Source organism: Prevotella sp. lc2012 (assembly GCF_900107065.1).
Lineage (GTDB): Bacteria > Bacteroidota > Bacteroidia > Bacteroidales > Bacteroidaceae > Prevotella.
The window spans coordinates 352,166-368,503 of sequence record NZ_FNUF01000002.1 but is presented as its reverse complement, the minus strand read 5'-3'; the positions used below and the strand labels follow the sequence as shown (position 1 = coordinate 368,503).

Here is a 16,338-nt window from a genome sequence, read left to right as displayed (position 1 = left end):
AAATAATACATGATATGAAAGAAATAGTAAACAAAATCTATTACGTCGGTGTTAACGATCGTAATAAGAACCTTTTCGAAGGTTTATGGCCCTTGCCTAATGGTGTTTCATACAACTCTTATCTGATTGATGACGAGAAGGTGTGTCTAATCGACACGGTGGAGGTTGACTTCTTCGTGCAGTTTCTGGAGAACATCAGGGAAGTAATCGGAGATAGAAAGATTGATTTTCTCGTGGTAAACCACATGGAACCCGACCACAGCGGTAGTCTGGCATTAATCAGAAAGTACTATCCGGATATTAAGATTATCGGTAACAAGAAGACCTTCCAGATGGCAGAGGGCTTCTATGGGGTGATAAACGGCCTGTTGGAGGTGAAGAATGGCGATACGATTGAATTGGGTAATCATACGCTTAGCTTCGTGATGACCCCTATGGTGCACTGGCCGGAGACAATGGTGACGCTGGAAAACACGAGTCACGTACTCTTCTCGGGCGATGCTTTTGGCTGCTTTGGCGCATTGAATGGAGGCGTAGTCGACTCGCAGATCAATACAGACACATTTTGGTTGGAGATGGTGCGCTACTACTCGAATATAGTGGGGAAATATGGTACGCCTGTGCAGAATGCTTTGAAGAAACTGGTAGGTATCCGACTCGATTATCTCTGTGCTACCCATGGCCCAGTATGGCATGAGTATGTGGAGAAGGTGATAGGAATCTATGACACGTTGAGCAAATATGAGACAGAGCCCGGACTGGTGATTTGCTATGGAACAATGTACGGCAATACGGAGCGTGCCGCTGAAGTTATCGCCCGTGCTGCCTCAGAGGCTGGTGTCAAGAATATCGTAATGTATAACGTATCGAAAACACATCATTCATATATTATACGCGATGTGTTCCGCTATCGTGGGCTCATTGTCGGTGCACCGACTTATAATACGGGTCTTTATCATGAGATGGATGTGTTGTTATCCGAATTGGCAGGTCGTGACATCAAGAACCATCTGCTCGGTTGGTTTGGGTCCTATGGATGGGCTAGTAAGGCTGTGACAGAGATCCAGAAATGGAATGACGAGAAACTGCACTTCGAGGTTACTGGTGAGCCTGTGGAGATCAAACAGTCACTCACTCCCGAAACAAAAACTCAATGCGAGGCTCTTGGTCGTGCGATGGCTGAGCGCCTGAAAGCAGTGTGAGGGTATATTCAGAAAGATTCTAGATAAGATTCGCCAGCTCCTGTAAGGAGTTGGCGATTTTGATGTATTGTTGCCAGTCGCCACGGATCATGCCTTTTGCCTGTAGGTTATTAAGCAGGTTGATAAGAGAGTCCCAGAATCCTTTCATGTTGTAGAGGATCACCCTCTTCTTGTGATAACCAATGGTGGCGGAGGCGGCTATGGTAAATACCTCGTCAAGGGTGCCTATACCGCCAGGTAGGGCCACAAAGACATCGCTTTGGTCCATCATCAACTGTTTACGGTCGCTCAGGTTGTCGCAAGGAATCTCTATGTCCACATGATCGCTTGTCCTACCGCTTTTCTCGACAATCATTGGTACGACACCGATAGTTCGACCACCGTGTTCTCTGGCGGCCTTTCCCACACATTCCATCAGTCCTTGATTTACACCGCCAAAGACGATGTCATGACCGTTTTCGGCGGCCCACTTTCCCAATTCTTCTGTCATAGAGAAGAAGTCTGGGTCTATCTGCTGGTTCGCAGAACAGAATATACAGATTTTCATAATGAGTACAAAGGTATGATAAAGTGAGTGAAAAACCAAATGTATTTGCGATTATATTGACAGTATGGATTGTCTGGAATGGGGTTTCCGTCGAAAACTCTTGTTTTTTTCAAATATTTTATGTAAGTTTGCAGCGATTAATGAAAAGAAAACGAGATAACAATCAACCCAAACAAAAGATTAACGTATGAAAAAACTCTTATTATCAATGGTATTGACGACATTTATTGCAACTGGTTATGCACAGAAGAATCTGGTGCTGTATTATTCTCAGACGGGTACCACACAGGTGGTAGCGGAAGAGTTGCAAAAACAATTGGGAGCCGACATTGACAGTATTGTGGCCGTGGAGCCTTATTCAGGCGATTTTCAGGCAACTATCCAGCGTGGACAGCGTGAAATGCAGAGTGGTGAGACACCGGCACTCAAACCGCTGCATGTGAACATTGCCGACTATGATGTGATTTTCATCGGTTATCCTATTTGGTTTGGAACCTATGCTATGCCGATAGCGACTCTTGTCAAGGAGAACGATTTCGCTGGTAAGACCGTGGTGCCTTTCTGTACGTTCGGCAGCGGTGGACTGAACACCTCGACAGAGGCATTGAAGGCAGCACTGCCCAAGGCAAAAGTACAAACAGGTTATGGCGTGCGTACCGCTAGAATACTGGCAGTTGGGAAAGAACTCGACCGTTTCTTGAAGGCAAACGGATACAAGAGAGGTGTGGTTGCAAAGCTGCCCGATTACTCCGCACAATTGCCTGTGACCGACGAGGAGACGGCCATTTTCAATGCAGCCTGTTCCAGTTATCAGTTCCCGCTTGGCACACCACAGACGGTTGGAAAGCGTGTGACAGACGATAGTACCGACTATCAGTTTGTTGTGAAGGGCCGCGGCATGAATGGTGAGGAGTCCATCTCTACGATTTATGTAACAGTTGGTAAGGGAGAGGGAGCCAAGCCGGAATTCACGGAAGTGGTTCGATAGGACATAATAATACATATAAATGAGAACATTTAAGGAGTTAGGAGTCAGCGAGGTCATTCGTAAGGCCGTAGAGGAATTGGGATTCGTTCAGCCGATGCCAGTACAGGAGGCGGTGATTCCCTATCTGTTGGGAAACAGAAACGACGTGATTGCTCTAGCTCAGACGGGAACGGGTAAGACGGCGGCATTCGGTATTCCGCTGTTAGAGCACATTGATTTGTCAAGGCGGGAAACACAAGCATTGGTGCTCTCGCCAACGAGAGAGTTGTGCCTTCAGATAGCCGATGATATCCGTGACTTTGCCAAGTATATGGATGGTCTGCATGTGGAGGCCGTTTATGGCGGTGCGGCCATAGAACCGCAGATGCGTGCTTTACAGAAGGGCGTGGAGATTATAGTGGCTACACCGGGACGACTTGTTGACTTGATGCACCGTGGCAAGGCTCGTTTGGAACAGGTAACGAACATCGTGCTTGACGAGGCCGACGAGATGCTGAACATGGGATTTTCCGATAGTATCAACGAGATATTCGAATCACTCCATGAGGAACATAATACCTTGATGTTCTCAGCCACTATGAGCAAGGAAGTGGAGCGAGTGGCAAAGACCTATCTGCACGATTATCAAGAGATTGTGGTGGGAAGCCGAAATGAGGGTGCGGAGAACGTGAACCATATCTATTATATGGTAAACGCCAAGGATAAATATCTTGTATTGAAGCGTATCGTGGATTATTATCCGCGTATTTTCGCTATTATTTTCTGTCGAACGAAAGCTGAGACACAGGAGATTGCTGACAAACTGATCCGCGATGGTTATAATGCAGAATCATTGCATGGTGACCTCGCCCAACCGCAGCGTGATCTAACGATGCAGAAGTTCCGTAGCCATTTGATACAGTTGCTTGTCGCAACCGATGTGGCTGCTCGTGGTCTCGACGTTGATGACCTGACGCATGTCATCAACTTCGGACTGCCTGACGATATTGAGAACTACACCCATCGTTCGGGTCGTACGGGTCGAGCAGGAAAGAAGGGGACGTCGATATCTATCGTCCACTCACGCGAGAAGTTCAAGATCCGTAATATCGAGAAGGTAATCGGTAAGGCCTTCGTACAGGCAGAGATTCCATCGGCTGAGGAAATCTGTAAGAAACAACTCTACAAGGTGATGGATCAGATCGTGAAGACGGATGTTGACGACGAGGAAATTGCTCCTTTCATACAGGATATCAATCGTTATTTTGAGTATATCGACAAGGAGGATCTAATTAAGAAGATTGTATCATTGGAGTTCGGGAAATTTCTGGCTTACTATGCCGAGGCTCCGGAGATTGAGGAGGTTGTTCCCGATAGAAAGGAGAAAAAGCCACAGAGCGACAAACAGAAATTGCAGAACAAAGCCGCAAAGGGTTATAAGCGATTGTTTATCAACCTTGGCAAGCGTGACGGGTTCTATCCTGGTGAGTTGATGCAGACACTTAACCGCTTTGTGGGTGGACGACAGGAGGTGGGACATATTGACCTGCTTGACACAATTTCCTATTTCGAGGTACCAGAAAAAGATGCCAAGAAGGTGATGATTCAGCTGACGGGTATCCGTTATAAGGGGCGCACAGTTCGCTGTAACGATGCCAATCAGGCACCAATGGATAACAAGGGGGCACAAAAGGGTGGTAAGAGTTCTAGGGGGCACGATGCAACCGACAGATTAATATGTCAAAAAAAAGACGACTGGTGCAGTCTTATACACTCAGACGGTGGTCGCTCGCAGGGTAAGAGAAAGGCTCGAGAACTGAAAGGACCAGAACCTGATTTCTCAGAAGAAGGATGGGCCATGCGTCGTCCCCGAAAGAAAAAATGAGAAGAGCCGCAATGTGAGATGTCCTCCGAATGTTAAGAAATAATCTTCGGAGGGCATCATATTTTAATATGGTGAGATGTTGTTTAGTTCTCCAATTTTTCCTTCGACAACGGGCGTTGTTATCAATCGCAGGAAATCATCGAGGGTGATATGGGTCTTAGGGGCGAAATCACGAGAGGTCATATATTCAAGAAGACTAGAGTAGAAAGCGCGCCCCTCAGGGTAAGCACTCGCTTTGTTGAGATCAGCCATGCAGATAAGCAACTTACCTTTTCCTACTTGGAACTCGAATACTAGCCCGAGTTTATGGTTACGTTCAATGTTGTCGATTACCTGTACAATAGGGCGGTAAATTTTGCTGGTGTTGGCGAGAATCATCGGGTGGCTGTTCTTTATCACGGGAAACCATTGCCAATTAGTATGCATCTCGGTAGGGAAGCTCTTGAAGAGCGGATGTAGGGGGTCGGTCAGGATGCCGAGGGTACCAGGTGAGACCATCTTCTTATTGTTCTCTGAGATGGTTTTGAACATCCGGTAGTTCCAGTAGTCGGTCTGGAAGAGTCCGCCAATTGTCAGGTCCGAGGTTCCTGGCATCAACAATACGTTTTTACCTTTCTCTAGTTGTCGAGCTATCTGGGCCGTGAGTACATCGGTCACAATCACTTTTCTCTGTAGCTTTTTAAGGTTGTTGTTGTCAGGATAGACCCATAGGTTGTAGGTGTTATGATAGGGAACACCATAGTATTCGGTGTCATCAATGCAGAGCAACAACTGTAACTGGGTGGGAATGTTGAGGTGGTAGAGATTGATATCCAATTTTCCAACATCGAAAAGTCCTTCAGTAGAAAAAAGTTTCATCTCACCAGATTCTGTTATACCTGGTCCAGTGAGTTCCCAATGGAGTGTCTTGCCATCAAGTGATTCTCCGCTGTAGTTGGCAACTTGAATACGTGCGTGGATGCCATTCTCGGTGGTGAAACAGAAACGATCGGTAATAAATAATGGTACCACTGGTGCACACCATTGACGCCACTCCCTCTCTGTACAGAGTCCCTTAGAATCCATGAATGCATCAAGGATACCGACATATGCAGAACCTTGTCCGGGGTAGTCTTGTAGGTCGAGAAGCTGAAAACCGGCCATGTTCTTCGTGCGCAGGTCCATTTCGATGTCCTGTTTGTAGAGTTGGAGAGACCAGAGACCACTGGCTTTGTGGAAGTCGTCCGCTTGGTCCAGCATACCGGCCTTTTCGAGTTTTGAACGGAAGATCTCCATATTGTAAGGGTATAGAACGCCTGTGTACTTCTTGATTTCATCATAGCAGGGATAGGTCTGGAATTGGGCTGTCTCATGACTGATTACGGGGATTGCAAATACTTGTGAACTATTTTCTGGGAAAGCTCGAGCACAACCTTCTTCGAAGTTCATCTGTGTGTTGGGGTAGAAGTGGTTGATTATACCACCGTCGTCGGCATCGGCAAACGAGAATGAACCCCGAGTGTGGGTGTTGTAATTCCCCCAACCTTCACCACCTACACGACAGGTGGTAAAGTAGTCCATGCCAGCCTTCACTCCCTGATAACCGAGGTAGTAGTTTGAGCCGAAGGTATACAGCTTGTCAGGGGCTATTTTACGGAAGTCGTTAACAAACTCGGCCATTTTATCGATACTACCCCACAATTCGTTGCCGAGAGCGAACATCCGGAACGAGGGGTGATGACCATATGTACGAAGGATATTTTCACCCTCTTTGTGAAGGAACTGCATGAGGATTGTGTCACTGGCGTTGAAGTCGCCCCAAAAGGGTAGCTCGGGTTGAAGGATAATACCCAAGTCGTCGGCGGCAACGAAGGCGGCTTCAGGTGGGCACCAGGAGTGGAAGCGTATATGGTTCAGACCATAAGCGGCACAGGTGCTGAGATAATCGTGCCAAGATTCTACATCCATGGCCACATGTCCTGTCAATGGCCAGACACATGCATCATGTTTACCACGTAGGAAGATCTTATGCCCATTGGCATAAAAGTGTTGTTTCTCAATATGGAAGTTGCGAAAATTCGGGTGTACCTCAGGTGTGGTGTTATGTTCCAGACTATCTGTTCTCATTTCAATTTTTCCGATGATGCCGTTCCAGTTGGTCTGGGTGTCTTCGGTATAGGCATGGCTACTTGCATACAACTGTTGAGGCACACCGCTACCATTATCGATCATGATGGTCAGTTCGTGCTTGCCGGGGGTGAGTACCGCCGATAGGTCGAACACTTGGGGGGTAGAGATGTCGTTAGACGAGCCTATGAATTTTGAGTCGATATATACCTCAGACGGTTTCGTACGTTCAAGGAACAGATGGATGGGAAGGCCTCTCCAGTTGTCTGGAATCTCTATTATACGTTTGTACCATGCACGTCCCTGATATGTGTAGAGACGGGAGAGATGGGTGCTCTCGTCCTTTTTTACAATCGGGTAACCCTTCTTGTTCGTGTCTGTCGTCCCCGGCAGTTGGATGGTCTCTGTCAGGGAATCACTGGGCCCGATTGTTGCCTCACGGTCAAGGGCGAACAACCATGTCCCACTAAGGTCAATACGTCGGATGTGGTTATCTGCCATCGCACAGAGACAGAATAGGATCATTAGGGATAAGATTGGTTTTCTCATTGTTTCGGTTTTTGTTGGCGAAGGTACAAAAAAACAGGTAAATAACCAAAAGAACAATGACATTTCCTTGGTCTCTCATGTTAAAGATTAAACATTAAAGGATAACAATTTTTGTTCTTAAAATCTATGTCATAATCATAAAAACGATCTCTCTTGAATGAGAAGTGCCATGTGTCTGACAATACACATGGCACTTCTTGCGGATGATTGGAGAGTTTATAGATTCTAATGCGCGTTGATTTCCTTCAGTAAACGATTGGCCTTGCCCCAACTCTCCATCATGTAGAGGACGTAACGGATATCTACACCAATGCATCGAGCAAGTTGCTTATCGAAAAAGATGTCACTCGACAGACTATCCCAGTTGCCGTCGAAAGCCAGACCGATGAGTTCGCCTTTCCCGTTGAACATCGGTGAACCACTGTTACCGCCGGTAATGTCGTTGTTCGATAGGAAACAGAGATGCATCTTACCTGTAGTATTGTCGGTATACTGACCGAAGTCCTTGACGCTGAGCAACTCTTTCATGATGGGCTCTGCTTCGTAATCGATAATTCGGTCTGCTTTTTCCATCTTTTCGACGATACTCTCTGCTGTGGTGTAGTACCCTGATGGTTGACCTGCTAACAGATACTCTCCAACTTGTCCGTAAGAGAGTCGCATGGTGAAGTTTGCGTCACTATAGTTGGGGAGATCCTCTTCCATGCGCAACTTAGCGGCGCAGAGATAGCGTTCCATGATGTCGATGGAATCAATGGTCTCAAGGATATCAGAACGTATCTCTGCTACTGTAGAGAGTAAGCTCTGACCATAGATCACAGCAGGATCGCGTTGGAAACTTTTCTTGTTAATGTAGATCTTTTTGCTTGCCATCAGTTTCGACCTCTTATAGAGATTGTCAACGAACTTTTGGTAGTCGCCTTTGTTGTCTTTATCAATGGTGTTAAAGAACTCAGGTAGATATTTGGCCTCCACTTGTAAACGGTAATGCTTCAGCAGAGCGGCGAGGATCTCACGGTCGGTGTCGTAGTCCCATTCATCACTATTATCTTTGAATTCAATATAATGCTTCTTGAATATGCCATCTTTGCCCTTGACAAGGGCATCGTTCTGTGAACGGACAGCTCGGCGAGTCATCTCGTCTGTGTTACTGCCACCGAACGTCTCGTTAAAAAAAGTTAAGGCACGGACAGCCTTGAGGCGTTTGTCGTAGAGCTGCTGCAGTTTGTCGAAATCAAGTTGTCCCAGCAGATAGCCCGTGGAGTCTTGCCATTGGCGGATTTTCTGCTCGAACTGAGCCTTCTGCCTGATGAGACCGATGCTGTCAATACACTTGTTCATTCCGATGGAGTTCTTCCAATAATTTGAGCTACGGGCATATTTTGAGTCGTATTTGATACGAACAGCCTCGTCGGCACGCATATGACGAATCATGATGTCTTGCTTCACCTCACGAGTCTTGTAACGGGGCTCGTTGATGGCATCACGGCGTTCCCGGATGCCGTAGCTAGATAGATAACGACTGGTAGAGCCGGGGTAGCCGATGGTCATCGAGAACGAGCCCGGCACATAGCCCTGTAGAGAAACGGGTGCCCACTTCTTCGGGTGATATGGCACGTTATCTTTCGAGTACTTTGCTGGGCCACCTGTCTTGGGATCAACATAGATACGGAACACAGAGAAATCACATGTCTGGCGTGGCCACATCCAGTTATCGGTCTCACCACCAAATTTTCCCATCGACTTAGGCAGGGCAAACACTAGACGAACATCGGGGTAGTCGCGATAGGTTGTTAGGTAGTATTGATTACCCTCATAGAAAGGTTTGATCTCCACGCGCAGAGTGGAATCCTGTTGGGCAATCTCTTTCTGCATAGCATTCTCGATAGAGTCGATAAAATGGGCTCTTTTTCCTTCTTCCACTTTTTTGAGGCCAAGGGAGTCGATGAGTGAGGTAATATCCTTCTGCTCAATCATGAAACTCACGAATAGATCCTCGTTGGGCAGTTCTTCCTCAAGACTGTTCGATACAAAGCCGTTGAGCATATAGTCATGCTCTACGGTAGAATGTGAGCGGATGGCGTCGAAGCCACAGTGGTGGTTTGTGAAGACGAGACCATCTGGAGAGACAACCACACCAGAGCAGTAGCCACCGAAATTCACGACACAATTCTTAATGGCATCGTCGCCTTCGTAGAGTGCGCCATAAGGCAGTTCGTAGTTTTCCTGCTTCATTGTTTCATAAACGGCGTTCGGTAGGTTGTACAGAGTCCACATTCCCTCGTCAGCACGGGCAATGCTCAGTGATAGTGTTGCAATTAATGCAAATAGTAGTTTTTTCATATCTAATACATTTATTATATCTTAAGTATATGTTAAGTAATTATATCTATTCTTTCTCCTACTTTTTCGCGAATATCTTCCCTATTATCGGGAGACTGCTGAGGGGGAAGTCTTTTTTTACTAGATAGACAACAAAGACAGCTATTAGCAGGGTATTGATGATGAGCGCAATCCAGAGAGGAAATGCTCTATTGGCATATTGAATTCCTATAAAGAGGAAGATGGTAAGTATTAGGTAGATGGTCATATCCTTGATGGGGTAGGTGATGGGATAATACCGCTGACCGATAAAGTAGGAGAGAATCATAGAAGTGGCATAAGCTGCGAATCCTGCCCAGGCGCAGGCCATATAACTGAATCTTGGAATCAGTAGGATGTCAATTACAATAAGCACCACTGCTCCAATGCCAGAGAAATAGGCTCCCCAGATGGTTCTGTCTGTTAGCTTGTACCAGAATGACAGATTGAAGAACACTCCAAACATAATCTCTGCTGCCATGACGATAGGTACTACACGCAAGCCTTCCCAATAACTTTCGCCAACAAGGAATTTCAAAATGTCAAGATAACCCATCACCATGAGAAAGGCCAGTAGAGTGAAGACTAGATAGAACTTCATCGCCTGTGCGTATGTCTCACGGTTGTCTTTATCCTTGGATTTACCAAAGACAAACGGTTCATAGGCGAAACGGAAAGCTTGGGTAATCATGACCATGATCATGGCAATTTTAATACAGGCACCATAGATGCCAAGTTGGGCGCGCGCTTCTTCCTGTGATCCGTCGAAGAAATAGGGGAATAGGATTTGCGAGGCCGCCTGATTCAATTGTCCTGCTAGTCCCATCACAAGCAACGGCCATGTATAATTAAACATTCGTTTACAGGTGACTTTGTCAATTTTAAATGGTATTGTACCCCATTCCTTCCTGAGCATCAGTAATGTGGCACATGTACAAAAGAGGTTGATATAGAAAACGAAGGCAACATCCAGTGTGAACTGTTCGTCATAGATGCCAAATAAGTTCAACTTCAGTGCTGGCAGAATAATCAGATATAATATGTTCAGGGCGATGTTCATCAGAATGTTAATAATCTTCAGCATCGCAAACTTGATCGGTTTGTGGAGATAGCGCAGATAGGCAAAGGGAATTGCCATGAAGGCATCAATGGCTACCGTAACGTACATTACTGCAACATATTCCGGATGGTCAGCATATCCAACGACTGATGCTATTGGGTGCAGGAAGAGCATGACTAATAGCGCGGAGACCAGGGATGTCATCATCACCATCGTAAGTGTCGTCGAATAGACTTTCTTGGGATCCTCTCCTTCCTTGCTCATAAAGCGGAAAAAGGTGGTCTCCATACCGAAGGTCAACAGGATGATCAGCAGCGACACATAGGCATAGACATTAGTAATGATTCCATATTCTCCACCAGAAGCCGCAAAGCGAGCCGTCTGAATCGGGACTAACAAATAGTTGATGAATCGCGCAATAATGCTACTCAGCCCATAAATTGCCGTATCTTTAGCAAGTGATTTCAGATTCTCCATCTTTCAAAACAATAATTAAATATATTTATCCGAAGAACAAATACGCGATTGCTATTGCTGCAATGATGCCGGCGAAGTCGGCCAGGAGACCGCAGGCTACAGCATGGCGTGTCTTTCGGATACCAACACTACCGAAATAGACGGCGAGGATATAGAAGGTCGTATCGGTAGAGCCTTGGAAGATACAACTTAGTCGTCCCACGAACGAGTCGACGCCATAGGTGGTCATCGCATCAACCATCATACCCCGGGCACCGCTTCCCGAAAGCGGCTTCATCATGGCAGTGGGAAGGGCTCCCACAAAATCAGTGTTTCCACCACAGACGGTCACTGTCCATTCGATACAGCAGATGAGCATATCCATGGCTCCCGAGGCACGAAACACCCCGATAGCTACGAGGATCGCTACAAGATAGGGGATGATACGGATGGCAGTCGTAAAGCCGTCTTTTGCCCCTTCGATAAATGCTTCATAGACGTTTGTCTTTTTTCGCAACCCAGCAACGATAAAGGCGATGATGATAAACATCAGCAGGATGTTTGCTGCAGAAGTGCTGACCTTGTTTAACAATAGCGAGTCCATCTGCCCGAGCCCCCAGATAATAGCAGCGACGGCTACTGCGATGGTGCCGAGCGTTAATAGCATTGTCCTGTTCAATAGGTTGATGCGTTGGTAGAGACTTGTGATGATAATGCCTGCAAGAGTGGAGAAGAACGTGGCCAATAGGATGGGTATAAAAATGTCCGTCGGTTGGGTGGCTCCCAACTGGGCACGATATACGAGGATAGAGATGGGGATGAGCGTTAGCCCGCTAGTGTTCAGCACGAGAAACATAATCATCGCGTCCGATGCAGTAACTTTCAACTCTTCTGCCTTAGTCGCATTGATCTCTTCGGCATCCCTCATGGCTTGTATCTTCTCGTTTTTTACCTCGTCCAACTGCTCCATGGCTTTCAGACCGAGGGGGGTGGCGGCATTATCGAGGCCGAGCATGTTTGCTGCGATATTCATGAAGATGGAACCGGTGACCGGATGACCTTTGGGGATGTCAGGAAATAATCTGATGAAGATAGGACTAAGCACTTTGGCGAGGATGTTTACCACACCACCCTTCTCACCGATTTTCATAATCCCGAGCCAGAGGGAGAGAACACCCGTCAGTCCGAGAGAAATTTCGAAGGCGGTCTTCGACGATGCGAATGTTGAATCCATCATGGCAGGGAAGACCTCAAGGTCTCCCAGAAAAATGAGTTTTATCAAAGCAATAACGAATGCGATGATAAAAAAAGCGATCCAGATATAATTCAATACCATATTCTGTGCAAAGGTACGAATAAGAGAGAGAAAAAACAAAGAAACTTGTTTCTTTTTTTCCGAGCAAAAGTACCTTCGCTGTCGTAAACGGCAAAAATAGGAGAAGTTGAGCGGAAAAACAAATGGGACATCAGCATAGACTGATGCCCCACGATAAGCTATTATGTGTTGATATGGATTAATACCATGAGACAGATGGGTTTCTTACCCAATCAGCGAAGTCTGGATATGCCCTTTCGATATCCTGACGTTCATCGCACCATTCGAAGGTGGGTTTCACGGCGATTTTATGGGGCGCGCGTCCCCTGTTAGCCTGAAGGGTGAGGGTGCCGCTCTGCTTGGTGACAATGATGGGGATGTTGATGGCATTGCCGTTGTAACTGTTGTCAACAACAATGGTTACTGGGTCCAAACCGTCGATACCACCGTTGGCATGGGTGTTAATCATCGTCGAGGTTGTGATGCTCCTGCCCGGGTTGGCCTCTGCGAACTTCTCATGCACTTCAAAACCTGCCACAGTCAGCGGTAACGTACCGCCGGCGGCCAGCAGTTTGATAGTGGTTTTACCAGAGGACGGAGTGTTGTAGTAGACATCAAACACCACATCGTTGAAATCGAAGTCACCTCTCTCATCGACGGTTAAGTCTTCTGCGATGATACGTACGTTGGCACCTGGAGGAGGGGTTGTCCCCTTTTTCTTTGCATCTGTGATGCAGACAATCCAGTCACTATAGTAACCGTCAGCACAGCCAACCTCTGCCCAGAGGTTTCCCTTCGTCTGGTCATTGTCTACGTAGCGGTCTTTAATAGGAAGAGCACCTGGGGTGCCGGCGGGTACGATGGTATGGGCATACTGGTTGGTCTCGACCTTCAGATAGGGGATAGTATGGGCCTGATCATAATAGAGGATGTTACCCCGCCAGTCACGGGCATAAAGTTGATTCAGGTCGACTTGTGCCTCATAGTCGAAGCCAACGAAGTTGCGGTTCCACTTGTCGGTCACGGGTGCTCCCAGATCTCCAAGCTCACTGTGGGCGTCGGCCCAGGCGTCGATGGTGGCGGCACTGATGATGACATAATGGTCATCGTGCTGTATCTCACCCTGTGTCTCGTGCCATCCGAAGCAGTCGGTCTTGGAGTTCTCCATGAGCATGATATAGTCGGTGTGGAACTTCTTGTGGTTCAAATTCTCCGCCTCGCTGGCGTCAGCCCTTGGCCAGCCAGCCTCATAGCTTACACCATCCCAAACCTCGGAGTTACTGCTACAGTTGGCATCGTTGTAGTTGTAGATGTGATCTTGATTGGAGCCGGCAGTCAGTTTGTCCATATGCTCACTACCCGGTTCCTGTTGGTTGTTGAAAGTGTATTTCTCAGTGCTGTAGGTAATCAAGGCCGCCGATCCGTTGTTCAGTGGCGTGGTAGCTCCTTTGTACACGTCTTGCACAAAGAAGTTCTTGTAGTCGATGGGCTCGTTCTGTGGTGTCTTGTTGTATTGAAAATAGAGACGCACCCTCTTCTTTTGGGCCGTGGTTAGTGTCTCAGGCACCTCCCAAGTCTCACCCCACATATTAGCATTAGGATTGGAGGTTCGTGTGATAGCGCGTGTCTGAGCAATGAAAGAGTCGAAGCCCCAGTCCTGGTTCTCATCAGGCTGACCGAAGCGGATGGTAAAAGCTTCCTCGTAGTTTTTCACGGGATCAAATGTGTTGTCTCCGTTTGTCTCAAAATCATGTGAGCAGCTGGTAAAAGAGAAACAAAGTGCGACAGCTGCCATTTCTGTCATCAAATACTTTTTCATATCAAAGTCAAAATTAGATCGTTAGTGCACTAATATCTTGCTTTTATAATATGCAAAGATAGAAAATTAATCCTTATCATGCAACCTTTTTGAGGATTTTTTGCATGAAAAGGGGGCACCTACGTGAGTAGATGCCCCTTCTCAAAGTATTTGATGTATTCTCAATACCAAATCACGGTACCTGGGTGGTTAGCCTGAACCCACTGGGTGAACAACGGGTACTGTCCCTTAATGCTTACAAGCTCGTTGCACCAGTTGAAGGTGGTTTCAACAGCAATCTTGGCGGCGGGCTCGCCTTTCACAGCCTTGAGCTCCATCCATGTGTCGTTCTTCTTCACTTCAATCTTGATGTCCTTGGCATTCGTCCAGTCGCCTATCATTGAGAAACTGACAGGTGTCTTGCTGGCGCCCTTCAGCTTCTGTGAAGGATCTTTCGGGTTCTGTGTATTTTCTGCGTTGGTGTTCACCATCACATCGGTGTTTACACCGAAGAGTTTGTGAACTTCGTATTTGTCATTTCTGTTGATGCGGAGCGGAAGGGTACCGCCGGCGGCTTGCAGGATACAGTCAGCGCCTGTGGCTGTCAATTTGACGTCGATGACGATGTCATTGAAGTCGAAGTCGCTGGCATCGGTGGCACTTAGGTCCTCACCGATGATACGGATCCATTTGGGCTCCTCGATGATTGTGCCCCTTGTCTTTGCGTCGGTGATACAGACGATCCAGTCGCTGTAGTAATCATCGGCACAACCAACCTTTGCCCAGAGATTACCCTTTGTCTGGTCATTGTCCACATAACGATCCTTGATAGGATATGCGCCGGGGGTACCGGCGGGTACGATGGTGTGGGAGTATTGGTTGGTCTCCACTTTTAGGTAGGGAATTGTATGAGCCTGATCATAATAGAGGATATTTCCCCTTCCGTCACGGGCGTAGAGCTGGCTCATGTCCACTTGTGCCTCGTAGTCGAAGCCAACGAAGTTGCGGTTCCACTTGTCGGTCACGGGTGCACCTAGATCTCCGAGTTCACTATGAGCGTCGGCCCAAGCATCGATAGTAGCGGCACTGATGATGACATAGTGGTCATCGTGCTGGATCTCACCCTGTGTCTCGTGCCATCCGAAGCAGTCGGTCTTGGAGTTCTCCATGAGCATGATATAGTCGGTGTGGAACTTCTTGTGGTTGAAGTTTTCGGCCTGACTGGCATCAGCCCTTGGCCAGCCAGCCTCATAGCTGTAGCCATCCCATACCTTGTTGTTACTACTACATTTTGCATCGTTGTAGTTGTAAATGTGATCCTGTCTGGAACCGGCTGTCAGCTTATCCATATGGTCACTACCTGCTTCCTGTTTGTTATTGAAACTGTACTTTTCCGTACTATATGCGCTCATGGCTTGTGAGCCGTTGTTCAGCGGCGTACCTGCGCCTTTATAGACGTCCTGCACGAAGAAGTTCTTATAATCGATGGGTTCGTTTTGTGGTGTCTTGTTGTATTGAAAATAGAGACGCACCCTCTTTTTTTGGGCAGTAGTCAGTGTTTCGGGCACCTCCCAAGTCTCTCCCCACATATTGGCATTAGGGTTGGCTGTGCGTGTGAGGGCGCGTGCTTGGGCGACGTCCTCGTCAAAGCCCCAGTTCTGGTTGGGGGAGATGGTGCCACCTACATACTTCTTAAACGCTTCCTCATAGTTTCTGGTCACCTCCTTCTCAGGGATGTCTGGATCGTAAAGATTCGTGTCATGTGAACAGCTATTGAATGCGAGGCAAAGTGCAACAGCAGTCATACCTGTCATCAAATACTTTTTCATGTTAGTTTGATAATTTTAGTTGTTTATATTTGGATTTGTATACTCTCGTTCTCTCTCCAACTTTCTTGAAAAAGTCTTGCAAATATACACCAAAATATAATAGGTGGTGTGAAAAGCTGCTTAAAAAAAGTTAAAGTGCACGCAAACAGTAAGAGTCTGAAACATTTTGTATAGAAAATGATCATTTTAAAAAAGTTTGTACTTTGAAAGGAAAAGAAGAGGGCATCTGCTCCCGCAGACACCCCTTCACATGCAATTAATGT

The 16,338-nt window shown here is 46.9% G+C and carries 10 protein-coding genes; 3 read left to right on the top strand and 7 right to left on the bottom strand.

From position 1 onward, the window contains the following. Positions 1-14 precede the first annotated feature (14 nt). Positions 15-1,202, top strand: a complete 1,188-nt coding sequence (locus BLU99_RS05505; protein WP_091900186.1) for an FprA family A-type flavoprotein — start codon at positions 15-17, stop codon at positions 1,200-1,202. Positions 1,203-1,221: 19 nt separating this feature from the next. On the opposite strand, the gene BLU99_RS05500 is transcribed toward BLU99_RS05505, so the two are convergent. Beyond that, positions 1,222-1,749 carry an LOG family protein gene (locus BLU99_RS05500; RefSeq protein WP_091900185.1) on the bottom strand — a complete coding sequence of 176 codons (528 nt, stop codon included), beginning with the start codon at positions 1,747-1,749 and terminating at the stop codon, positions 1,222-1,224. Positions 1,750-1,936: 187 nt separating this feature from the next. Here BLU99_RS05500 and BLU99_RS05495 point away from each other — a divergent pair, with 187 nt between their 5' ends. After that, positions 1,937-2,737, top strand: a complete 801-nt coding sequence (locus tag BLU99_RS05495; protein ID WP_255397456.1) for a flavodoxin — start codon at positions 1,937-1,939, stop codon at positions 2,735-2,737. A gap of 19 nt (positions 2,738-2,756) precedes the next feature. After that, positions 2,757-4,601, top strand: a complete 1,845-nt coding sequence (locus tag BLU99_RS05490) for a DEAD/DEAH box helicase (protein WP_091900184.1) — start codon at positions 2,757-2,759, stop codon at positions 4,599-4,601. Between the two features lie 63 nt (positions 4,602-4,664). Here BLU99_RS05490 and BLU99_RS05485 read toward each other — a convergent pair whose 3' ends face one another. From BLU99_RS05485 to BLU99_RS05460, 6 genes are all read right to left on the bottom strand, one after another. Continuing rightward, complete coding sequence (locus BLU99_RS05485; RefSeq protein WP_091900183.1) at positions 4,665-7,256, bottom strand: sugar-binding domain-containing protein; 2,592 nt, start codon at positions 7,254-7,256, stop codon at positions 4,665-4,667. A gap of 225 nt (positions 7,257-7,481) precedes the next feature. Next, positions 7,482-9,599, bottom strand: coding sequence for a S46 family peptidase (locus BLU99_RS05480; protein WP_091900182.1), 2,118 nt, complete (start codon positions 9,597-9,599; stop codon positions 7,482-7,484). Positions 9,600-9,657: 58 nt separating this feature from the next. Further along, on the bottom strand, positions 9,658-11,154 hold the full coding sequence (locus BLU99_RS05475) for an oligosaccharide flippase family protein (RefSeq protein WP_091900181.1): 1,497 nt from the start codon (positions 11,152-11,154) through the stop codon (positions 9,658-9,660). 25 nt (positions 11,155-11,179) lie between these two features. Beyond that, positions 11,180-12,469 (bottom strand): nucleoside recognition domain-containing protein, encoded by a 1,290-nt coding sequence (locus tag BLU99_RS05470; RefSeq protein ID WP_091900180.1) that lies wholly within the window; start codon positions 12,467-12,469, stop codon positions 11,180-11,182. Positions 12,470-12,647: 178 nt separating this feature from the next. Beyond that, complete coding sequence (locus tag BLU99_RS05465) at positions 12,648-14,267, bottom strand: DUF4842 domain-containing protein (protein ID WP_091900179.1); 1,620 nt, start codon at positions 14,265-14,267, stop codon at positions 12,648-12,650. A gap of 161 nt (positions 14,268-14,428) precedes the next feature. Next, a complete protein-coding gene (locus BLU99_RS05460; protein WP_091900178.1) occupies positions 14,429-16,075 on the bottom strand; it encodes a hypothetical protein in 1,647 nt (548 codons plus the stop codon). Positions 16,076-16,338 lie beyond the last annotated feature (263 nt).

Excerpts from the sequence above, each read along its gene's own strand:
- BLU99_RS05505 (WP_091900186.1), top strand. The coding sequence starts at position 15 with ATGAAAGAAATAGTAAACAAAATCTATTACGTCGGTGTTAACGATCGT.
- BLU99_RS05500 (WP_091900185.1), bottom strand. The coding sequence starts at position 1,749 with ATGAAAATCTGTATATTCTGTTCTGCGAACCAGCAGATAGACCCAGAC.
- BLU99_RS05495 (WP_255397456.1), top strand. The coding sequence starts at position 1,937 with ATGAAAAAACTCTTATTATCAATGGTATTGACGACATTTATTGCAACT.
- BLU99_RS05490 (WP_091900184.1), top strand. The coding sequence starts at position 2,757 with ATGAGAACATTTAAGGAGTTAGGAGTCAGCGAGGTCATTCGTAAGGCC.
- BLU99_RS05485 (WP_091900183.1), bottom strand. The coding sequence starts at position 7,256 with ATGAGAAAACCAATCTTATCCCTAATGATCCTATTCTGTCTCTGTGCG.
- BLU99_RS05480 (WP_091900182.1), bottom strand. The coding sequence starts at position 9,599 with ATGAAAAAACTACTATTTGCATTAATTGCAACACTATCACTGAGCATT.
- BLU99_RS05475 (WP_091900181.1), bottom strand. The coding sequence starts at position 11,154 with ATGGAGAATCTGAAATCACTTGCTAAAGATACGGCAATTTATGGGCTG.
- BLU99_RS05470 (WP_091900180.1), bottom strand. The coding sequence starts at position 12,469 with ATGGTATTGAATTATATCTGGATCGCTTTTTTTATCATCGCATTCGTT.
- BLU99_RS05465 (WP_091900179.1), bottom strand. The coding sequence starts at position 14,267 with ATGAAAAAGTATTTGATGACAGAAATGGCAGCTGTCGCACTTTGTTTC.
- BLU99_RS05460 (WP_091900178.1), bottom strand. The coding sequence starts at position 16,075 with ATGAAAAAGTATTTGATGACAGGTATGACTGCTGTTGCACTTTGCCTC.